Genomic DNA, 19,346 nt, shown 5'->3' with positions numbered 1-19,346 from the left:
TAAATGTATGAGCCTTGAGGCAAGAGTTGAAAGACTTGAGGAGCAACATAGACAGATGGACGCTAACATGCACAGTCTGGTGAAGGTTTGCGCAGACACACAGAGCATTACAATGACTAACCAGCATGACATTGCAGACTTAAAGTTGGATATTGCAGGGGTCAAATCTGAGGTTATCAGGGTTAAATCTGATCTTTCGGCATTGACACAAGCGACACTTGCAGGTTTCAAGAGAGTCGATGAACGTTTTGAAGAACACGATAGGCGTTTTGACAAGATTGATAAACGACTCGACGAACACGATAGGCGCTTTGACGAACACGATAAGCGCTTTGACGAACACGATAAGCGCTTTGACAGGATTGATAAACGACTCGACGAACACGATAAGCGCTTTGACAGGATTGATGGACGCTTCGACGAGCACGATAAGCGCTTTGACAAGATTGAAGAAACACTCGCCATCATCGTGAATCATCTCAAAAAATAACCACGTCATCTAATACCAAAATCCAGCAGCTTGTCTACGACAGCCGCTGATTTACTGGCGTAGTGCGGGTATACATCAGAACTGTTTACAGAAAGATGGTACTTCCACGATCTGAAAGCCAAATGCTTGCCTGACCATGAAGGATTAGTATCCGGCCACAAAATACTGGAAGTGAAGAAGGCTCATATCCGGAAAAACCAGCAAGTAAGTGATGCGAGAGAATAAAAAGGAAGAGAGATGAGAGAGCCGGGAATTTTACCGGTTTTCTTGCCATGAATCACACGACAAGATCTTGAGGATTGGTGCCCAGGAGAAGACTCGAACTTCCACGCCCTTTCGGACACTAGCACCTGAAGCTAGCGCGTCTACCAATTCCGCCACCTGGGCCTGTCACTTAAATTGTACGGACTTTGCGTCCTGCCCAATCATTGTTAATGATTGGTGCCCAGGAGAAGACTCGAACTTCCACGCCCTTTCGGACACTAGCACCTGAAGCTAGCGCGTCTACCAATTCCGCCACCTGGGCCCTGTGATCAGCAGTAGGCTGGTCAACAAGTGCGGCGAATGTTAGGGATTTAAAGCGAAAGTGTCAACACCCCGGTCGAAAAATAGGGGTTCGGAATGTACGCTATAAGCATTTGAACGACGATGAAGGTCTGGCGGGCTTTTGATGTAAACCCGGACTGATAGAGGCTACTCACTATGATTTGTGAAAAGACAGGCTCTGGTTCCTGAAGACACCTTAGGAAGACATCATGAAAGTGAATGAAAAACAGCACCGATTTCTGCAAGCAACACTGGAGAACTGGTACCGGGATGGTCTTCTGGATGAAGTTAAAAAGGAAGCCCTGCTGGACTCTCTGGACGTGCACTCCTTTCAGTGGCGTATGTTGGCTCAATACGCTTTTTGGGCTGCATTGTCTTCCATGGTGCTATCCCTGTTAGCGGTGGTTATGGATGAGGCTCTGATGGCATGGCTGGAGCGTTTATTGACTCTTCAGGACGGCACCCGAAGTTTGTTTTTTGCTGCGTTGTCAGTTGGTTTTTATCTGTTTGGCGGTTGGTTCAAGTCCCGTCAGACAGGCCGTGTCTTTAGTCAGGAGCTTGTTTTTTTTCTGGGCGCTGCATCCACAGCGGCTTCCATTTACTACCTGGGTCGGGCCGTTTATACAGGAAGTGGCCACTATTCGCTGCTATTACTTCTTGGTGCCGTGATCTATCTGGTGCTGGCGTTACTGCTGGAATCGCTGTTGCTCTGGGTTTTGTGTCTAGGAGCATTGGCTTTCTGGTTTTTTGCTGAAACGACTTACTGGGCTGGTGGTTACTATCAGCCGTTTTTCGGGATGAGCTATCCCTTGCGATTTCTTTTCTTCAGTTTGGTGGTTCTTCTGTTGGGCTATGGCCTGCCCTTTTTTAAACGAACCAGAGCCTTTTTTGATGTGACTCAGTTTATTTCCTTAATGATGCTTTTCGTGTGCTTGTGGATTTTGTCCATGACGAGTAATTACAACTACGGGCTTAAAGCCCTTGAGGCATCAGAAATGCAGCTTTGGTTATGGCGACTGGCCATGGCGGCAGCGTCAGGTTTGGCGATGTTTATCGGTTTTTGCAGAGATGACTCTATTCTGAGAATCAGCGGAATCTCCTTTTTGTTGCTGAATCTGTATACCCGGTTCTTTGAGTACGCTTGGGAAGAGATAAATACAGCACTGTTTTTTGCATTGCTGGCGCTCAGTTTCTGGCTGCTGGGAAGATACTCAGAGAGGCTCTGGCTGTCTGGAAAAAGAAAGGTTTCAATAAATGAGGTTGTTCTGTAAGCAGAGCAACCTCGGGTATTATTGGGCTCAGCCGGTATCAGCCGTTAACTGCGTCTTTCAATGATTTACCTGGTTTGAAGGCGACCGTATTGCTGGCAGCAATCTGAATCGGCTCTCCTGTTTGCGGGTTTTTACCTGTGCGTGCGGCTCTGCTGCGCTGCAGGAATGTACCAAAGCCTACAAGGCTGACAGTGTCTTCTTGTTTCAGAGCGGAGGTTATGACTTCAATCATGGCGTTGAGTGCCTGATTGGCTTGTTCTTTTGTCAGATCTGCCTGATCGGCAATGGCGTTAACGAGTTCTGGTTTACGCATGGTGTCATGCACTCCTTCTTGTTTTTCTTTCTTCCGATGGATAAGCAGTCATGAACAGACTAAAACACTGTAAAGGTTAGAGCAATAGGCTTTCTCGTGAAAAACACGGGAATCGGATTATTTCGACCAAATTAGCCAATTTTGACCATTTCAAAGTCTTCTTTGCCGACACCACAGTCAGGACAGTGCCAGTCTTCAGGAACATCCTCCCAGCGAGTACCCGGCTCAACCCCCTCATCAGGCCAGCCCTGTTCTTCGTCATAGATAAAACCGCAAACAACACACTGCCATTTCTTCATGTCTGTCTCCATTAATAGCCGTTTAAAAGTCAGTGACGACTGTCTCAATCTTATACAATGAAAGCTGCTCGGGGGTGAAAAAAAGGGCAAGGAAAAAGCATTGGAATAACAATAACACCCCGGGCTCTGTTTTTGACAGAGCCCGGGGTGATGAAAACTGTGACCTTGTTCTCCTATTCAGATTTCAGCTGCTGATACCACTGCCCCAGAAGCTGGCGTTCTTCTTCCGTCATCTCTGTACGGTTTGCCAGTGGCATGATCTGTGTCTGAACGGACTGACTGTAGATTTTGTCCGCTTTGCTGGCGATGGATTCATAATCGTCAAAGATCAGGCCACCTGGCGCTGTCTGGAAGAGAGGGTCAGTTGGCTTGGCCCCATGACAGGTAGAACAGCGGCTGGTGACAATCTCGACAATTTCCTGTTTGTCAAAAGCGGGTGCTTTTGCAACCTCTGGGGCCATTTGTGGTCGTATAACAAACGCCAGACTCAACATGACAACGGCAGCGGCAGGCCAGAGCCAGGTTAATACAGCACCCTGGTTACGACGATTAAAGAAGTGTCGGATCAGAATCGCAGCCAGCGACAGGGCAGCAAGAATCGCCCAGTTCCAGTCATGCCCATAAGTCATTGGGTAATGGCCGCTGATCATGATAAACAACAGCGGCAGGGTGAAGTAGTTGTTGTGCCTGGAGCGAAGCAGTGCATGTTGGGCAATGGCCGGATCAAAGCTGTTATCACCTCTTTGTGCTGCGTCAACCAGCTTCCTCTGGGATGGGATGATAATCCGGAAGACATTACCCACCATCAGGGTTCCGATCAGGGCACCAACGTGGATATAAGCTGCTCTGTCGCTGAACAGTTGCGCATATCCCCAGGCTGCAAAAACAATCAGCCCAAAGAGTACCGCGCTGAACAGTCTTTCATTTTTAAACAATGGCGTTCGGCAAAGAAAGTCATAAGCCAGCCAGCTCACGAACAGGCTGAATAGGCTGACCGCAATAGCTGAGGCCGGGGACAGTGAAGAGTCTGACGACAGCAGATAACTTTCTGCTCCCCAGTAGTAGATGATGGCCAGCAGGCCAAAGCCACTGAGCCAGGTAACATAAGCTTCCCATTTGAACCAGTGCAGGGTTTCCGGCATTTTCTCTGGTGCCAGATGGTATTTGTTTACTTCATAGAAGCCACCACCGTGCACAGCCCATAATTCCCCTTTAATACCTTTTTTCTGTTTTGCCTGAGGAGCTTTTTCCAACCGGCCTTCCAGCCAGTTGAAGTAAAAGGAGGCACCAATCCAGGCAATACCTGCTGTGACGTGCAACCATCGAAAAATCAGGTTCAACCAGTCTTGTATATAGGATTCCATACTCAGCTTCTTCCTCGAGTTTCCTGGCCCATGATAATGGCTTTTTCAATGACCCGGTCGTCACCCATTACCATCAGTACACCCAGCAACTCTTCAAGTGTTTGTGTTTTCTCTGTTCTGAATTTCAACAAAGGTGTGGCTTCGGGATTAAGCACCAGAAAGTCTGCCTCGTTGCCGACCCGGAAACTGCCAATGCGGTCATCGAGATGCAGGGCTCTGGCCCCACCCAGAGTGGCCAGGTAGAAAGCTTGAAGAGGAGATATCGTATTCTCACCCAACTGAGATACCTGATAAGCGTCTTTCATCGTGTTCAACAGACAAAGACTGGTGCCACCACCCACGTCTGTGCCCAGCCCGACACGAATATTTTTGTTTTTAGCATTAGAAAAACGGAATAAACCGCTGCCCAGGAACAGGTTGGAACCCGGACAGCAGGCAATGGATGAATCACTTTCAGCCATTCGCTCCCAACTCTCGTCGCACAGATGGATGGAGTGGGCAAAGATCGAGCGGGGACCCAGCAGACCGTGCTGGTCATAAACATCCAGATAATTTTTACTGTCAGGAAACAGTTCCTGAACCCACTCTATTTCTTTGGGGTTTTCAGACAGGTGGGTATGCAGGTAGAGACCGTTATGTTCTCTGAGCAGTCTTCCAGCCAGGGTGAGCTGCTCGGAAGAAGAGGTTGGAGCAAAGCGGGGAGTGACGGCATAAGACAATCGACCCTTGTTGTGCCAGCGATCAATCAGTTGCTTTGACTCTTCATAGCTGCTTTCCGGGGTGTCGAGCAGGTAGTCTGGCGCATTGCGATCCATCATGACCTTGCCGGCAATCATACGCATCTTGCGCTTTTGCACAGCTTCAAAGAAAGCATCAACTGATTGGGGAGAGACTGTGCCAAAAACCAGTGCGGTAGTCGTTCCACTGTTCAGGCACTGATCCAGAAACAACTCTGCAATGTCCCGGGCATATTCAGGATCTGAAAAGCGGGCTTCAGCAGGAAAAGTATACTGTTCCAGCCAGTCCAGCAGTTGCACTCCGCAACCTGCCATGACTTCCAGCTGGGGATAGTGCACATGAGTATCGATAAATCCCGGTATGATCAGCCTGCCTGAAAGGTCTCTGATTTCACAGTCTTCCGGCAGTTCTTGCAATAAGTTCTTGGCAGGGCCGCAGGCTTTGATACAACCCGACTCAACCAATAGTCCACCGTCGTCAAAGTATTCCCAGCTTTGTTCTCCCTTATCGGGATCGTCCAGAAAGTGGAGTACAGAAGCACGCCAGAAAACAGGGGTAGTTGCAGTGCTCGTCATAAGGGTGCTCCCACGGTCAGGGAAAGGTGGGCAGGGATTAAAACTTCGTCACAGTTGTGTCCTGGCCCGGCCCGGTCAATCACCAGATAGGAGATTCCGTCACCGGCAGAGAGTAGCGGATGATGCCAGGTGCCCGGATGGTAATTAATGCCCTGGGAACCATCAGTGATGAAACAGCGAATATGATTAAAGTCCGGCTCCGAGTGGTTATCAGGAGCAACAACAATCAAAAACGGCTGCTGCTCCAGGGGCATAAAGGTCTGGCTGCCCAGAGGGTGGCGTTCCAGCAAATCCAGTTGGTAGGGCTGTTTGATGGCTTGCGTGTGGTAAATATGAATAGCCACTTCCCCCACGGCATCGGTTTGAATTCGGGTGAGATCGTTAAACTTACGACAGCGGCCCTGATTGATGATCATGGCGTCACCACAGGCTTCGATCACATCGCCGAAGGGTTTGAAAGCTTCGGCAGACAAGGGCTCTACAGGGAGAGCCCGGGTGGTTAACGTGGTTGGCATGGAATGCCTCTTTATATTTATTTTCTGTTAGCTCAGGGCTTTTTGGGGCTAAGGGCTTTTCGCTAAGCGCTTTGCAACGCTGTTCATGTTTGACTTACAGACCTTATGAACAATGGAAATCAGCTACCTCTGTAAGTCGAATACCCAAAGGGAGATATCAGCAATGGCACATGGTGGTGGCGATTGTCGCTGACTTCAAAAATGACCGGGACTTCCGGATAAAAGCATTTTTGTTCCAGCCGGTTAAAGTAATCCTGAATCGCAAAGTCCAGCTTATAAATGCCTTCCGGAAGGTTTACTTCGTCCGTAGTCAGACTGTTTACTCTTCCGTCGGCGTTTGTTTTGCCCCGTCCAACCTCTACCCAGCTGTCTTCAGCCTGTTTGTATAGAGTGACAGGAACCTGGTCGGCAGGATGGCCACGAGCTGTGTCGAGGATATGAGTACTGATCCCGGTCATTAAATTACTCCTTCTTTGGCCAAAGAGGTGTTCTTGAGCATTTTGCACAGGCGAATACTGGTTATTTTATGCTGTTCAGCCGCTGCAATGGAGAGTTCTTCCTCTGGCTCGTTACTCAAACGTTCCTCCAGCAGCGTCAGCATCTCGCTGGCACTTTTGCCGGTAGCGCAGACAATGAAGATATAGCCAAACTGCCGTTCGTACTGTTCGTTGCCTTCAGCCAGTGCCTGGAGGGTTTTTTCATTGGCCTCATCGACGCCGGACTGCTCATGGCCTGCCATGGTTTGAGTATTCCTGTATTTTTCTTTCAGGCTGTTGATGTCACCGATTTTCGGGTGGGCATCAAACGCTTCCAGGTAGTCGGGCTTCTGGCAGTGAGACCAAACGGCATTAGCAGCAATCAGCAGGCTTTCAATATTAGCAAAGGGTCTTGCTGCTACCATGGACTCAACCCACTGACCGCTGGCACAACACTGACGAAAAGTTTCTGATGCCTGCTCTTCGCTCAGGGTATTCAGTTCGTTCAATGTCATTTTGTGGGCTCCGGCTGACCGACAACTCTCAATCTTGATACGCCACCATCGGGGAAAATATTCAGGCGAACATGGGTGTATATTTCCTGAGTATTTTCCAGATTCTCTACAAAAGAGTGATTACGGTGAGCATGAAGTTTCTGTTCGCTCAGGATCGGACGCCATTGTGCCGTGTCATCAGGCACTTCTCCCTCAAAATAACAGCCTTCCAGGCTTCCTCTGTCAGGATAGTTTCCTTTGAAGTGCAGGGTATCAATCTCAACCCGACCAATTTTACCAGGTGTCGCCAGCCTGATGATCATCCAGTCGTGACCGCCATTGCGTCTTCTGCGGGTTTCCCAGCCATCATGCATATCGGCACCGCGACCCGGACGAAGCAGGTTTTGCATCGGACTGAAGAAAGCGTCTGAACAGCTGACAGGGCGGGCTCCATTCATCAGAGCCGATAGATCAACGGGTTCGTTGGGAAGAAGGTGTTGAGTGTTAAAGAGGATTTTTCCATAAACTCTCAGGCGGGCAACACCGCCATCGGGGAAAATGGTCAGACGAATATGAGTGGCTTCGACAGGTTGGTCCAGACAGATCAGATTTCGGTGGTCGGCATCAACCGCCATTCTTGCAGTCATAGGCTGCCATTGACTTTGTTCACTGGGGTCAGATTCGCTGGCGATGTATTCCAGCTGAACGGCGCCCGGTGCATTACCTTTGAAGTGGCGGGTATCGACTTCTACCCCTTCCACCATTCCCGGGGTCGCAAGTCTGACGATGACCCAGTCATGATCGCCGCTGCGGCGTCGGCGGGACTCCCAGCCGTCCATCCATTTGCCGTAAGCCGTGTACTTTTCCGGAAGAAAAACCGGCTCGGAGTCCAGCAAAAGGTTGTCTTTTTCAGCAAAGAAGTCATCGCTTGCAGACAGTACATCTCCACCCAGGGCACGGGCGGCCAGATCGACTTTTGTCTGTCGCCATAGCAGGGCTTCGTCAGGGCCGTCAGTGGTTGTTGAGCCATCAGTCATTGTATTCATCGCATATCCTGATTTTTGTTGGTTTTTTATTGGAGTATTATTGTCCCCGGCTAAAAGGGCATATTTTTCTGTGTTCTGGCAAAATGGATGTTGTAAATTATAAGCAAAATGTTGACCAAATGGTCAGACTTTGGGAGTTTATGCCATAGATACTACAGGTCAATCAATATATTGATTTAAACAAAAAAAATAAGTCGGAGTTTGCCATGAATCTCAGTGATAACCACTACCCCAGAGACTTAACAGGGTATGGAAATACCCCACCTCATCCGCAATGGCCGGGGCAGTCGCGGATTGCCGTTCAGTTTGTCATAAATTACGAGGAAGGTGGTGAAAACTCTGTACTTCATGGTGACAGGGGTTCAGAAGCTTTCCTTTCCGAAATTATTGGTGCCCAGTCGTATGAGGGGATGCGCCATATCAGTATGGAATCTATCTACGATTATGGGGCCAGGGCTGGTTTCTGGCGGCTGCACCGTATCTTCACCCAGAGAAACATTCCTGTGACGGTGTATGCCGTAGCCATGGCCATGCAGCGGAACCCTCAGGCGGTTGAGGCCATGCTGAAGGCTGACTGGGAGATAGCCAGCCACGGCTATCGCTGGATTGATTACCAGTTTCACGATCCTGATGAAGAGCGTGAGCATATGCAAAAGGCCATTCAAATTCACACAGAAATGACCGGCCAGAAACCTTCGGGTTGGTATACAGGTCGCTGTAGTCCCCAAACAGAGCAGCTGGTGGCAGAAGAGGGAAGCTTCCTCTACCACGCAGACAGTTATGCAGACGATCTGCCTTATTGGGATACCCGATTTGATCAGCCGCAGTTAGTCGTGCCTTATACACTGGACTGCAATGATATGCGTTTTGCAACCGCTCAGGGTTTTAATTCTGGCGATCAGTTTTTCAGTTATCTGAAAGATGCGTTTGATGTGCTCTATGATGAGGGTGCTGATCAGCCAAAGATGATGTCAGTAGGGTTGCATTGTCGTCTGGTAGGCAGGCCGGGCCGTGCCGCTGCGCTGATGCGTTTTCTGGATTATGTGCAGTCGAAGGAAAAAGTATGGCTATGCACCCGTGAGCAGATTGCCCGCCACTGGCATGAGCATCATCCCTGCAACGAGACCGGTGCTCAATAGATTAATATCGCTGAGCCCGTTTGAACCCTATTAATGGTCAGCGCAGATGGTGGCCATTGGGGAAATCGTAGATTCATTAAACTATCTATGGCGGCGCCCCTCGTTTGGGAAGTTCGTCAATCACCTGCCAGCAAGCGGCCAAAAGCTTTCAGCTGATCAGGGTCTGAACTTCTGGTGGCTGAGGCCAGGTTAAGATGCCGATTGGCCTTTGCCAACTCCAGCAACGAATCATCAATCTCGTACTGTTTATTTTCTCTCAGCCAGGTCAGCAAGGTTTCAAGAGGCCAGAGTGCCTGTTTGCCCTCGTGAACCGGGGCGGGAAAACTCTCTGGATTACTGGTCATCAGTTTTCGCATATTCTGTCTTGAGAAACCCAGTAGCTCCGCTGTGTCCGTCAGCCCAACGAGGTCCGGTGAAGCTTCAAGAAGCCTGATATCAGGAATCACTGCTTTCACGTCCCGTATTGCGCTGCCAACGGCATCAGCAGCACTGGTGCCATCCCGGTCGAACATCATGGCCATTCGCCCTGCCTGACCAATACCAATCAACATGTCATTGCAACCCGCCTCGCCCAGCGCTTCGATAATATCATCAACGTCCTGAGCGCACTCTTTGATGCTGAAACGAAGGATAAATTCATAGGATTTCATAATGGGTAAAATTCAAAAACTTAGTGATGACTATTCAGGTTGTCAATTGACAACCTGAAAGTTTTTATTCAAAGGCAAGCCGAACAGTCTGGTATAAAATCTCAGTTCGCCATTCGAGTGTGTCGCAAAACTCTGGTTCCCATGCTTTTAGGCTCTTTGGATTCCAGCGTGAGAACGAGTTGACTCCCGTCATTCCCGACTTCATTCTCGTCATTCCCGACTTCATTCCCGACTTCATTCTCGTCATTCCCGGCTTCATTCTCGTCATTCCCGGCTTCATTCTCGTCATTCCCGGCTTCATTCTCGTCATTCCCGACTTCATTCTCGTCATTCCCGCGAAGGCGGGAATCCACACTGACTCACCTCCAGAACCATACTGCCCGGTGATCCCCTGGCCTTGTCATCCCCGAGAAGGCAGAGATCCACCGTTGGCGCTGGATTCCCGCCTTCGCGGGAATGACGACCTCAGAGCATGGGAACGAGCTGTTGGAGTCTTGCGACACTCTCAGAGCATGGGAGCGAGTTGTTGGGCTTTCGCGACAACCTCAGAGCGTGGGAACGAGTTGTTAGAGTTTTGCGACAGCCTCCTTCGCGGGAATGACGACCTCAGAGCATGGGAATGAGCTGTTGGAGTTTTGCGATGGAGTTTTGCGACACCCTCTTTAGGGTGGGGAGGATGTCATGCCAGTACTATGGATCCAGCACATTATCAATTGACAACCTGAAAGTATTTGTTCAGAGGCAAACCGAACAGTCTGGTATAAAATCTCACTTTCGCCATTCAAGGGAGTGAATATTATTTATCTGCTCTGTCATTGCTTTGAGTTTTTTCTACAGGCTCAACACCGCTTTCACGTCAAAAAAGTCTGTAACGACACTTTAACAGGCAGTTTCTGAAACTTTTCGCTCCCATTGTTGTCTGATCTGGAAAGTGTAAATATTTAAGGAGAATTATTATGCAGGCTATCAGCGGTACATCATGGAAGGCTACGACTTTATCGTCTGACACGGCCGACATAAGCAATGACGATAAAAGCGTATGCGTCATCTGTCAGGTGGAATTCGATAAGAAAATCGTTGTAGATAGCTACGGGCATGCATTTCATTCTGATCAGCGTCAATGTGATAAGTGCATTGGAGTTCGGAAAATTACCTCTGCCACCCAAGCGAAACTGGAGGCAGCAATTCGCGACGGGAACTTCTCTCTTGCACAACGTCTGGTCAATGACCATGGCGCTATTCTGACCGCAGATATTCTGAAAGTGGGCCTGGAAAGTGCCGCAAAAACCCTCAATGTCCAACAGGCCAGGAGCTTATTTGAACTTTCATCGTCCGAACCGGCCACTCAGGCGGTTGCCCGAACGGTATTGGATGGTGTACTGCAAAAAGCTCTAGCAAGTGCCAAGGCTACTACAAGTCTTTACATGCACCGCAATACCGTGGAATTTACCCGGCTTTTTTTCAACCATGACATCGTTAACAATGAGCTGGCGAATATTGCCCTGTATATCTGTGTTCTCAGAGATGATCTTGTGTCAGCACAAGAATTCAAAGCAAAATACCGGGCACAACTTGAGGCTACCCATTTCCAGACAGTTCTGAGGCAAATAGTCCAAGAATTGGAAGAGGGGATTTGTCTACAAAAAGGAAAAACCGATTTTCTATTGGATCTGGTAACGCCTGATGCAGCCACTCAAACCATTGCCCAGGATATCCTGACGCATTTTCTGCAAAACGCGCTGCCGCAGGCCGTTAATATGAGCAGGACCAAGTACAGCGGAATCAAGGAATTTACCGATCTTATTCTTGGTCATCACTTGGGTAATATTGAGCTGGCGAATATGGCCATGGAGATCTGTGTTCTCAGAGGTGAACTTGAGTCTGCACTAAAATTCAAAACTGAGCACAGGGCACAACTAGGGGTTACTACTTTCCAGAAAGTTCTGCAGCAGATGGATTTGAAATGGGAGACTAACCGGATCGATATCCTATTGAGTCTGGTAATGCCTGACGAAGCTGCTCAAAATTTTGTCCTTGATATGCTGACGGGGCTGCTGCAAAACGCGCTGACTGAGTTTGAGAATATGTCCGATCCCGTATACCGCGATATCATGGCCTTTACACATATTGTTTTCCGCCATGAAATTATCAACTCGGCCCTGGTCAACACAGCACTGAGAATATGTATACTCAGGGAAGAGACTGAACAGGCACAAAAGATAAAAGCACTTTATGGTGCATTTGTTTTTGAAAAAGAATACGGAATGCACACAATTGAAAGTTTTGCTGAAAAAATTGGTTACAAGCTGACAACAGATCGGGCTAAAGACTATAGAAATATGGCGAGAATGGTTCACTCTGATAAGCAGCAAAGTTCTGACGAACTCATGAAAGAATTAAACAGGCTCTACGATAAATAAACATTCAGTGAGGCGTTACTGTTTGGAGATAATCACCTAAAAAGATTACCCTCCTGCTGTGAGGGCCAATGTCTTTTCATTTCGTAAGGTGCTTCGTTATCCTGCAAGATGGCCCATTGCCTCTTCCAGGCCATTAAGAGCGTGTTGCAAAACTCTCTCCAGCGTGGGAACGAGTTGACTCCCGTCATTGCCAGCTTCATTCTCGTCATTCCCGCGAAGGCGGGAATCCACACTGACTCACCACCAGAACCATACTGCCCGGTGCCCCCAACTGGCCTTGTCATCCCCGAGAAAGCAGAGATCCACCGTTGGCACTGGATTCCCGCCTTTCGAGCGTGTCGCAAAACTCTGGTTCCCATGCTTTTAGGCCCTGTGGGTCCCAGCGTGGGAACGACTAGTTGGAGTTTTGCGACACCCTCCATTCAAGGGAGTGAATATTATTTATCTGCTCTGTCAGTGCGTTGAGTTTTTTCTTTAGGCTCAACACCTGCTTCAACACTGCGTCGAAAACACTCCGGATGGGGCCGAAGCTATGGAGCGAACAGAAGGCATTCGTCATGCCTATACTATCGATCCAGCACATAGCATTTAAAACTGAATATTGAAATGATTACTAAACTTGCAGCTCTATTACTTCTGGCGGTTACCTCTAAAATTTTTGCTCAACCCGATGGCTGTCTTGAACAAAACGCTTCAGCTTTACAAAAAACTGAGGCAAGGTGTCATCAGATGTTCGTCGAAACTGAAGAGGCGTTAGTATGTATAAAAATTGATAGATCTAAAAAAAGAGACAAGACTTTTACTGGTTTGCTTCAAGACGGTTTGGAGAAGAGAACAGTATTAAAGTACCTTCCATTTGAAATAGAATATGACCTTTTTAACTGCATCAACGGGAATGAAAGGGATAATGATTTAGCACAGAAAATTGGTGACAATACGCTGGGAAAGGTTATATCTTTTAACATTAAAACAGATGATGGCAATCGCAACTACAAGCCTTCAAATTCATGGCAGGAACGATTCATAAAATGTATAAGTCAAGGCTTACAAAATATTTTTGATGATTTCCCCCCAGAGTTTGGAAATCGTTTACCAGGAAATAAAACTTTTAGCGATTTTTATAAAGGTGAAAAAACGCCAACAACCTGCTTTCAGTTTGTTAACTTAATGGAGGTTAATTCACAATCATACCATGACGAACTTTACCTTCAACTTACAGCTTTAGAAAACTCAGACATAGAGGATCATTTCATTGCTCTTGCAATTTTAAACAATAACAAACTTGTTCATACATTCATTCATATTGGAGATAATGTTTGTGTAGGTAAAATGGGAGGTAGTGGTATTTATTTTCATACTGTTGAAGATATATTAAGTCATTACCAGGAGTATTATGAAACTCCTTTGAGTTTAGCGATTGCAAATATAAAAACTTTACAGTAGCCGTATGGTAAATAGAGCCTGCCCGAAAACCCATAAATAATCCGGTTCAGCAGGCAACAGTCAAAATTTTTTGATTAAAATTCAGCCCACGCATTTGTGGGTGCTACTTTTTGGTTGATTTCTGATCATTCATAGTGGGTAAAATTCATTTCTATCATTTAAATTTTTCTATTCTTCATCCATGATTACATGCGACCCCTTTCCATACCTGCTAACTGATTGAATTGAGGAGCAATGTCATGTCCAGAACAACTCTGACCATAACACCTGCAATCGCCACTTATCTCACCCATGCAGGCATGCGCGATCATCTTGTACTGAGTGAGCTGCGAGCGCGGATGGCAGACTTTTCCGAAGGGTACATGCAGGTCTCGCCGGAGCAGGGGGCTTTCATGCAAATGCTGGTGAAGATGAGTGGTGCAAGAAAGGGAATAGAGATCGGCACATTCACTGGCTACAGTGCTTTGGCAACCGTATTGGCCATGCCAGAAGATGGACACCTGACTTGCCTGGATGTTTCTGAGGAATGGACGAACATTGCCAGAGAGTACTGGCAGAAAGCGGGGGTGTCGGAGAAAATAACCCTGAAAATTCAGCCTGCTCTGGACAGCCTGGCTCAAATGCAAGGTCAGGAGGGTTTGTTCGACTGGGTGTTTATCGATGCCGATAAAGAAAATTATCTGGATTACTACCGGCGCGGTGTTGAGCTACTGAAGTCTGGCGGACTGGTGTTAGTGGACAACAGTCTCTGGGGTGGCTCGGTGGTGAATCCTCAGGATGCAGAAACCAGAGCCATTGACGAATGCAACCGCTTTATTCAACAGGATGACAGGGTTGATATGGTATTACTGCCGGTAAGCGACGGATTGATGATCGCTCGCAAGCGTTAACTGTTCAGGCTGATGACGCCTTTCTGGCAATAATGAGAAACTCCCGGTTTCCATCACCCCCTTTGATCGGACTGTCAAAATAATCGGTGGTTTTCAGACCCTGCTCTTCAAGACAGCTTCGAATGGATGATTCTACTACAGGATAGACAGTCTGCCAGTTGCGAGCATGCAACACTTGCACCTTTCCTTCAGCAATAAACTTCTGTGCCTGGGTGCGGGAGGCAGCAAGGCCGTTGTCTACCAGCAGACGATCCGCTTTTTCCATTCTGTATGTTCATCACGGGAGTTAGAAAACACGATGGGTATTAATCATTAACTACTACCACTATGATGCGTTTTTCTTCCAGATCATCATCATTTTCGCTGAGGTATACGATATCCCCAGCCCGATGAATCAGGGAATGTTCATTGGAAAATATAAGCCCGTTATTTCGGCCATCATATGAAAATGACTCCTCAGTGCCTTTATCAAGGAATATTTCTGCTGAATTAATACGCGATGAATTTTTGCCAATATCAAGCCCGCCTCCTGAATACTTTACACCCGTTCCAGTTGCGTTGGTATTGTCATTCAATTGGACGACCATGCTTTTTTTGCCGGGATCCTTATGCCAGGGCAAATCTTTAATTCCCCTTGAGGGAATTAATGGGTAACGAATCAGGACAAGATTAGAAACTTCTACCGAACGATCCCGCCATTGAAATTCATCGGCCATTTTTTCCAATGCCTCTGAGCATAGAGCCCGGATTTCATCCGATGAAGTAGCCAAGCAGTCCTTTCGGAAAGACTCTTTAATCAAATGACTATTTTTATCAAACTGAATTCGCTTTTTATAGCATAATTCGGCCATGAAAACGGGATTTTCATGATTTAACCCAAATTTCAGATGGTCAAATATTGTGCTTGATTTTATAACTTTTCCTACCATTCTTTCATTCAGCAGATGTTTGACAAAAGCCGAATTGAAATAACTTTTGTCGTCATCTATTACCCGATTGGCCTCTTTTAAAACACTTTCAGAAAACACCGAGGAGACTCTTCTGAATGTATCGCCAAATTTTATGCCTTTGGCCTGCGTTTCAACAGAATATGCCGAGGCGGCATCTGAAAAAACCTGCATCGTTGGGCGGGAAGAAATATTATTAGACAACATCATTATCACTCCTTTGATCTATTAATTATTCAATTACAGGACTAACCAAACATCATTCAACGATTCTGGAGTGTCCAAAGCAGAATAGTTCAGCAAAAAGCGTATAAACTGGTAATTTCAACCATCCCCGATGACGAAACATGAGATGGTTGCCTTACTCACAAGAGATCACCGGGTAATCCCTCAGAAGTTTGCTTTTTCGCCGATACCTGCCTTTTACTTTGCTGGAAGCTGACTCAGTGTTGGTATCCTATAAAGTCTGAGTATGAAACATCGTAGGGTATTTTTTGTAAACATGACAGGCAGAAACGCTGGCGTTTCGGTCAGGAATACTAACCTTGGCAGGTCCCTGTCAGGTCAAGAGGAAAAGATTTTTCTTTTCTCCGTGGCAAGGGTTTTTTTTACTGGATAACATCATCGTAAGTGTGGAAGTTATGTCAAGACAGTTCCTTAGAGTCTGTCGCCTGATATTTTCTGGCAATAACAAGAAACTCCCGGTTCCCATCACCCCCTTTGATCGGACTGTCAAAATAATCGGTGGTTTTCAGACCCTGCTCTTCGAGACAGCTTCGAATGGATGATTCTACTTCAGGATAGAGACCCTCATCCCGAACAATACCTCCTTTGCCCAGACCTGCTTTTCCCACTTCAAATTGCGGTTTGACCAGGCTGACCAGAAAACCTCCCTTTTTAATCAGCGGTGCCAGCGAAGGTATAATTTTGGTCTGGGAAATAAAAGAAACATCCATCACCGCCAGATCAAACCCGGCTCCGTTTTCAGTATGCTCTAACAGCTCCGGGCCAAGCTCACGGGCATTAATACCTTCCAGACAAACTACCCGCTGATCCTGCCGCAGTTTCTCTACCAGTTGCTCATGCCCTACTTCAATACCGACTACTTTCGTCGCGCCTGACTGCAGGGCACAGTCAGTAAAACCGCCCGTTGACTGACCCACATCAATCACGGTCATTCCCGTAATATCCAGACCGGCTTTCTCCAGAGCACTTGCCAGCTTGAGTCCGCCACGGGAAACAAATCTATCCGACTCATCCAGAGTGACTTTCAGCTCTGCCTCTCCGGTCAGTTTCTCACTGGGCTTTTTTACGGTTTGCCATTTGCAGGAATGCAACACTTGCACCTTTCCTTCAGCAATAAACTTCTGTGCCTGGGTGCGGGAGGCAGCAAGGCCGTTGTCTACCAGCAGACGATCCACTCTTTCCATTCTAATAACCGTATTGGGAAACAGATAATACCAATCGAACTTACAACTCGTTCCCACGCTCTGAGGCTGTCGCAAAACTCTCTCCGGCGTGGGAACGCGTTGACTCCCGTCATTGCCGACTTCATTCTCGTCATTCCCGCGAAGGCGGGAATCCACACTGACTCTCCACCAGAACCATACTGCCCGGTGTCCCCCTGGCCTTGTCATCCCCGAGAAGGCAGAGACCCACCGTTGGCGCTGGATTCCCGCCTTCGCGGGAATGACGACTTCAGAGCGTGAGAACGAGCTGTTGAAGTTTTGCGACACGCTCCATCACTGGAGTTAGAAAGCAAGATTGGCATAAAGTATAAGTACCTGTTCGTACAAAATCATATTTTCTTACTCATTCTGTGCTGACCTTTTAAAGGGTCAGGGGAACCATTTCCTGAGTTGAATGTCCAAATTAAGAGAAGGCAACCATCTGACAACGGAAGTCAGTCAATCAATGAACAGGAGTTTCTTATGAATATAAAGCCCATCCCTTCACCGCCGCCGAGTTTCACTGATTTCGCTAACATTGAGGCTTCAGCGAATGATCCTGCTCAAAAGCAGGATGATCTGTCTAAACAGATTGCAACTCTCGCTACACCTGAAGTTGCCAAGCAGATTCCCTTAACAGAAGGTAACCTGAGTCAGTTTAAAAAAGCGTTGGAAGAGCACAGCGTAACCGCCGCAGATGCAATGCATCACCCTCTGGCCTCCATTGTTGGCACCATGGATGGTTGTGTATCCGCTCTGAGTAAGGCGATTTTGAACCCAATACCCTTTACCTCACGGCGTCTTCCTGTTCTTCCTTTGCTTTCTTTCAAATACCTGGGCCTGAAAAAAACCTTGGCACTCTATATTGCTATTGGCGCAGCCGGAGGCTTTTACGGCAGGCTTAAGGCTGCTTCTGAAATCTACCAGAAGACACCTGAAGATAATCTGACAGAAACAGTAAAACGCCTCGAGAAGGAGTGTTCCGAGTTAAAGGAGCAAATGCTGGAAGCACGGCTTGAGCGATTGAATGCGTTGAATAATTGTCGTCGACTGGCACCTTTGAAGATTTTTATAAATGATGCAAATGTGCGTAATTTTTTCGAACGTACATTGAATGATTGTGTTGAATTGACGATGCCGACGGATATCCAGTTTTATGAGAAGGTACTGCAAAAACAGGCCTCAGACATTCAGGCTCTTGAAGTAAAGCTTTACAGTTTAGAAGAGAAAATGACCGAAGGTAGGGATGTTAAGCTGAAATTTCTGCGAACAGCTCTTGATCTGGACGCCGAAAAGGAAGCGTTCAAACGCGTACAGGCATTACTGGACAGCGCAAAGGCCAACCCGGTAGTTCAGGATTTAGCTGGGCATGCCCGGCAGTTGGATGAGTTAGCAAATAGTTTGTCTGAGAATTCCAAGCTTCAGATGACATTTGAAGCTCAAAAAAAATACCTCGCAGCTGAGAGCAATTTCAGTAAATTGCAGCATGACTTTATAGAAAAACAGGTGGAACTTATTAAAGCTCTTGTCAGCAAGCAACGGATTTTTATGGCTCGGGGCGAGGGCATGACGACCAAAAAGGAAGATAGAGAGGCATCTCGTGCAGGTGTTTCCGCTAGTGCAGATAGCCAATCTCAGACCTCTGGGGCGGCTGGTTCAAGCCCGGTATAAACTGACCAGACTCAATTTTCCTTTACCAACAGGCAGAGAAAACTGTGCTGTCCGGTAATGCCATGGGAGTATCAGTACGGGGCAACAGGCTCATAGTGGTTGTGTGGGATTGTGCCTGCTAGAGGTTTTTGAAAAATTCATCCAGATCCTCAATGCCTTGAGATTCATTCATTAGATCCTGCCAACTGTCAGGGGGCGTTCCCGCACTCACCAGTTTCCTAAACACCGAATATGCATCGGTCTTGCTACCGTAGGCACGTTTGGTTTTTTCGTCATTTACCCAAGCATATATGATGATTCTGGCTGCCTCGTCGTAGCGGAAAAACAGCCGGTACTGTTGAAAAAACTTAGCTCGAAACCAATGCTTTCTGGCTTTTCCAAGCGTCAAACCTTGACGGTATATTGGATCAGAGGGATTGCTCGGAACCTGTTCAAACGCCAACTGGTTTATTGCCGCCAGTCGTTTTGTGGCGTTTTTCTTTTGAAAAGAATCAGGATGTTGTTGTTTCAGTTTTTTGACTTCAACAGCCAAGCTCTTGAGTTGAGCGACAAACATTGGGTGGGCCAGAATCGTCCAGCCATGAAAATCATTACGGTTGGAAGGCATTGCC

23 protein-coding genes and 2 tRNA genes are annotated in these 19,346 nt (G+C 47.3%); 10 read left to right on the top strand and 15 right to left on the bottom strand.

What is annotated here, in order from left to right; translation table 11 throughout:
* The first annotated feature begins 7 nt into the window (after positions 1-7).
* Positions 8-490, top strand: a complete 483-nt coding sequence (locus ACO6V5_RS18320) for a hypothetical protein (protein WP_422410856.1) — start codon at positions 8-10, stop codon at positions 488-490.
* Positions 491-790: 300 nt separating this feature from the next.
* Here the strand turns inward: ACO6V5_RS18320 and ACO6V5_RS18315 are convergent.
* Together ACO6V5_RS18315 and ACO6V5_RS18310 are read right to left on the bottom strand one after the other, a co-directional pair.
* Positions 791-877, bottom strand: a tRNA-Leu gene (locus tag ACO6V5_RS18315).
* Between the two features lie 52 nt (positions 878-929).
* A tRNA-Leu gene (locus ACO6V5_RS18310) sits at positions 930-1,016 on the bottom strand.
* A 229-nt stretch (positions 1,017-1,245) separates the two neighbouring features.
* On the opposite strand from ACO6V5_RS18310, the gene ACO6V5_RS18305 reads away from it, so the two are divergent.
* Positions 1,246-2,307 carry a hypothetical protein gene (locus ACO6V5_RS18305; protein WP_422136345.1) on the top strand — a complete coding sequence of 354 codons (1,062 nt, stop codon included), beginning with the start codon at positions 1,246-1,248 and terminating at the stop codon, positions 2,305-2,307.
* Positions 2,308-2,344: 37 nt separating this feature from the next.
* On the opposite strand, the gene ACO6V5_RS18300 is transcribed toward ACO6V5_RS18305, so the two are convergent.
* From ACO6V5_RS18300 to alc, 8 genes are all read right to left on the bottom strand, one after another.
* A complete protein-coding gene (locus ACO6V5_RS18300) occupies positions 2,345-2,620 on the bottom strand; it encodes an HU family DNA-binding protein (RefSeq protein ID WP_422136346.1) in 276 nt (91 codons plus the stop codon).
* A 131-nt stretch (positions 2,621-2,751) separates the two neighbouring features.
* On the bottom strand, positions 2,752-2,919 hold the full coding sequence (locus ACO6V5_RS18295; protein WP_422136347.1) for a rubredoxin: 168 nt from the start codon (positions 2,917-2,919) through the stop codon (positions 2,752-2,754).
* 173 nt (positions 2,920-3,092) lie between these two features.
* The gene (locus tag ACO6V5_RS18290; RefSeq protein WP_422410853.1) at positions 3,093-4,283 is read right to left on the bottom strand and encodes a urate hydroxylase PuuD; all 1,191 of its coding nucleotides are present in this window, start codon (positions 4,281-4,283) and stop codon (positions 3,093-3,095) included.
* A gap of 2 nt (positions 4,284-4,285) precedes the next feature.
* A complete protein-coding gene (guaD, locus tag ACO6V5_RS18285) occupies positions 4,286-5,596 on the bottom strand; it encodes a guanine deaminase (RefSeq protein WP_422410851.1) in 1,311 nt (436 codons plus the stop codon).
* On the bottom strand, positions 5,593-6,111 hold the full coding sequence (locus ACO6V5_RS18280) for an ureidoglycolate lyase (protein ID WP_422136350.1): 519 nt from the start codon (positions 6,109-6,111) through the stop codon (positions 5,593-5,595). Before ACO6V5_RS18280 ends, guaD begins: the two co-directional genes overlap by 4 nt.
* Positions 6,112-6,230: 119 nt before the next feature.
* Entirely contained in the window at positions 6,231-6,569 is a 339-nt protein-coding gene (gene uraH / locus ACO6V5_RS18275; RefSeq protein ID WP_422136351.1) for a hydroxyisourate hydrolase, read from the bottom strand.
* Positions 6,569-7,102, bottom strand: coding sequence for a 2-oxo-4-hydroxy-4-carboxy-5-ureidoimidazoline decarboxylase (gene uraD, locus ACO6V5_RS18270; protein WP_422136352.1), 534 nt, complete (start codon positions 7,100-7,102; stop codon positions 6,569-6,571). The genes uraH and uraD overlap by 1 nt, the downstream gene beginning before the upstream one ends.
* Positions 7,099-8,127, bottom strand: a complete 1,029-nt coding sequence (alc, locus tag ACO6V5_RS18265; RefSeq protein ID WP_422410848.1) for an allantoicase — start codon at positions 8,125-8,127, stop codon at positions 7,099-7,101. The genes uraD and alc overlap by 4 nt, the downstream gene beginning before the upstream one ends.
* A 206-nt stretch (positions 8,128-8,333) precedes the next feature.
* Between alc and puuE the strand changes: the two genes are divergently transcribed.
* Positions 8,334-9,266: an allantoinase PuuE gene (gene puuE, locus ACO6V5_RS18260; RefSeq protein ID WP_422410846.1), complete on the top strand. Its 933-nt coding sequence runs from the start codon at positions 8,334-8,336 to the stop codon at positions 9,264-9,266.
* Between the two features lie 116 nt (positions 9,267-9,382).
* Here the strand turns inward: puuE and ACO6V5_RS18255 are convergent, their stop codons facing one another.
* Positions 9,383-9,916, bottom strand: coding sequence for a helix-turn-helix transcriptional regulator (locus ACO6V5_RS18255; RefSeq protein ID WP_422410844.1), 534 nt, complete (start codon positions 9,914-9,916; stop codon positions 9,383-9,385).
* A 179-nt stretch (positions 9,917-10,095) separates the two neighbouring features.
* Here ACO6V5_RS18255 and ACO6V5_RS18250 point away from each other — a divergent pair, with 179 nt between their 5' ends.
* From ACO6V5_RS18250 to ACO6V5_RS18230, 5 genes are all read left to right on the top strand, one after another.
* A complete protein-coding gene (locus ACO6V5_RS18250) occupies positions 10,096-10,539 on the top strand; it encodes a hypothetical protein (RefSeq protein WP_422442067.1) in 444 nt (147 codons plus the stop codon).
* Positions 10,540-10,872: 333 nt separating this feature from the next.
* A complete protein-coding gene (locus tag ACO6V5_RS18245) occupies positions 10,873-12,336 on the top strand; it encodes a hypothetical protein (protein WP_422410840.1) in 1,464 nt (487 codons plus the stop codon).
* Between the two features lie 174 nt (positions 12,337-12,510).
* The gene (locus ACO6V5_RS18240; RefSeq protein WP_422492139.1) at positions 12,511-12,801 is read left to right on the top strand and encodes a hypothetical protein; all 291 of its coding nucleotides are present in this window, start codon (positions 12,511-12,513) and stop codon (positions 12,799-12,801) included.
* A 141-nt stretch (positions 12,802-12,942) separates the two neighbouring features.
* The gene (locus ACO6V5_RS18235; protein ID WP_422136360.1) at positions 12,943-13,779 is read left to right on the top strand and encodes a hypothetical protein; all 837 of its coding nucleotides are present in this window, start codon (positions 12,943-12,945) and stop codon (positions 13,777-13,779) included.
* Between the two features lie 239 nt (positions 13,780-14,018).
* Positions 14,019-14,669, top strand: a complete 651-nt coding sequence (locus ACO6V5_RS18230; protein WP_422410836.1) for an O-methyltransferase — start codon at positions 14,019-14,021, stop codon at positions 14,667-14,669.
* Positions 14,670-14,673: 4 nt separating this feature from the next.
* Here ACO6V5_RS18230 and ACO6V5_RS18225 read toward each other — a convergent pair whose 3' ends face one another.
* From ACO6V5_RS18225 to ACO6V5_RS18215, 3 genes are all read right to left on the bottom strand, one after another.
* Positions 14,674-14,934, bottom strand: a complete 261-nt coding sequence (locus ACO6V5_RS18225) for a hypothetical protein (protein WP_422410834.1) — start codon at positions 14,932-14,934, stop codon at positions 14,674-14,676.
* A gap of 40 nt (positions 14,935-14,974) precedes the next feature.
* The gene (locus ACO6V5_RS18220; RefSeq protein WP_422410832.1) at positions 14,975-15,826 is read right to left on the bottom strand and encodes a hypothetical protein; all 852 of its coding nucleotides are present in this window, start codon (positions 15,824-15,826) and stop codon (positions 14,975-14,977) included.
* A gap of 434 nt (positions 15,827-16,260) precedes the next feature.
* Positions 16,261-17,046 (bottom strand): TlyA family RNA methyltransferase, encoded by a 786-nt coding sequence (locus ACO6V5_RS18215; protein ID WP_422442069.1) that lies wholly within the window; start codon positions 17,044-17,046, stop codon positions 16,261-16,263.
* Between the two features lie 99 nt (positions 17,047-17,145).
* Between ACO6V5_RS18215 and ACO6V5_RS18210 the strand changes: the two genes are divergently transcribed.
* Both ACO6V5_RS18210 and ACO6V5_RS18205 read left to right on the top strand, forming a co-directional pair.
* Positions 17,146-17,325, top strand: a complete 180-nt coding sequence (locus ACO6V5_RS18210) for a hypothetical protein (RefSeq protein ID WP_422139561.1) — start codon at positions 17,146-17,148, stop codon at positions 17,323-17,325.
* A gap of 222 nt (positions 17,326-17,547) precedes the next feature.
* Positions 17,548-18,735, top strand: coding sequence for a hypothetical protein (locus ACO6V5_RS18205; protein ID WP_422410828.1), 1,188 nt, complete (start codon positions 17,548-17,550; stop codon positions 18,733-18,735).
* A gap of 118 nt (positions 18,736-18,853) precedes the next feature.
* Here ACO6V5_RS18205 and ACO6V5_RS18200 read toward each other — a convergent pair whose 3' ends face one another.
* On the bottom strand, positions 18,854-19,342 hold the full coding sequence (locus tag ACO6V5_RS18200; protein WP_422136367.1) for a type II toxin-antitoxin system YhaV family toxin: 489 nt from the start codon (positions 19,340-19,342) through the stop codon (positions 18,854-18,856).
* Positions 19,343-19,346: the final 4 nt, after the last annotated feature.

The organism is Endozoicomonas sp. ALD068 (assembly GCF_049310145.1).
Taxonomy (GTDB): Bacteria; Pseudomonadota; Gammaproteobacteria; order Pseudomonadales; family Endozoicomonadaceae; genus Endozoicomonas_A.
This window is presented reverse-complemented; position numbering and strand designations above follow the sequence as displayed.

Bases quoted from the DNA above. Each gene is read 5' to 3' on its own strand.
- ACO6V5_RS18320 (WP_422410856.1), top strand. From the start codon at position 8: ATGAGCCTTGAGGCAAGAGTTGAAAGACTTGAGGAGCAACATAGACAG.
- ACO6V5_RS18305 (WP_422136345.1), top strand. From the start codon at position 1,246: ATGAAAGTGAATGAAAAACAGCACCGATTTCTGCAAGCAACACTGGAG.
- ACO6V5_RS18300 (WP_422136346.1), bottom strand. From the start codon at position 2,620: ATGCGTAAACCAGAACTCGTTAACGCCATTGCCGATCAGGCAGATCTG.
- ACO6V5_RS18295 (WP_422136347.1), bottom strand. From the start codon at position 2,919: ATGAAGAAATGGCAGTGTGTTGTTTGCGGTTTTATCTATGACGAAGAA.
- ACO6V5_RS18290 (WP_422410853.1), bottom strand. From the start codon at position 4,283: ATGGAATCCTATATACAAGACTGGTTGAACCTGATTTTTCGATGGTTG.
- guaD (WP_422410851.1), bottom strand. From the start codon at position 5,596: ATGACGAGCACTGCAACTACCCCTGTTTTCTGGCGTGCTTCTGTACTC.
- ACO6V5_RS18280 (WP_422136350.1), bottom strand. From the start codon at position 6,111: ATGCCAACCACGTTAACCACCCGGGCTCTCCCTGTAGAGCCCTTGTCT.
- uraH (WP_422136351.1), bottom strand. From the start codon at position 6,569: ATGACCGGGATCAGTACTCATATCCTCGACACAGCTCGTGGCCATCCT.
- uraD (WP_422136352.1), bottom strand. From the start codon at position 7,102: ATGACATTGAACGAACTGAATACCCTGAGCGAAGAGCAGGCATCAGAA.
- alc (WP_422410848.1), bottom strand. From the start codon at position 8,127: ATGAATACAATGACTGATGGCTCAACAACCACTGACGGCCCTGACGAA.
- puuE (WP_422410846.1), top strand. From the start codon at position 8,334: ATGAATCTCAGTGATAACCACTACCCCAGAGACTTAACAGGGTATGGA.
- ACO6V5_RS18255 (WP_422410844.1), bottom strand. From the start codon at position 9,916: ATGAAATCCTATGAATTTATCCTTCGTTTCAGCATCAAAGAGTGCGCT.
- ACO6V5_RS18245 (WP_422410840.1), top strand. From the start codon at position 10,873: ATGCAGGCTATCAGCGGTACATCATGGAAGGCTACGACTTTATCGTCT.
- ACO6V5_RS18235 (WP_422136360.1), top strand. From the start codon at position 12,943: ATGATTACTAAACTTGCAGCTCTATTACTTCTGGCGGTTACCTCTAAA.
- ACO6V5_RS18230 (WP_422410836.1), top strand. From the start codon at position 14,019: ATGTCCAGAACAACTCTGACCATAACACCTGCAATCGCCACTTATCTC.
- ACO6V5_RS18225 (WP_422410834.1), bottom strand. From the start codon at position 14,934: ATGGAAAAAGCGGATCGTCTGCTGGTAGACAACGGCCTTGCTGCCTCC.
- ACO6V5_RS18220 (WP_422410832.1), bottom strand. From the start codon at position 15,826: ATGATGTTGTCTAATAATATTTCTTCCCGCCCAACGATGCAGGTTTTT.
- ACO6V5_RS18215 (WP_422442069.1), bottom strand. From the start codon at position 17,046: ATGGAAAGAGTGGATCGTCTGCTGGTAGACAACGGCCTTGCTGCCTCC.
- ACO6V5_RS18205 (WP_422410828.1), top strand. From the start codon at position 17,548: ATGAATATAAAGCCCATCCCTTCACCGCCGCCGAGTTTCACTGATTTC.
- ACO6V5_RS18200 (WP_422136367.1), bottom strand. From the start codon at position 19,342: ATGCCTTCCAACCGTAATGATTTTCATGGCTGGACGATTCTGGCCCAC.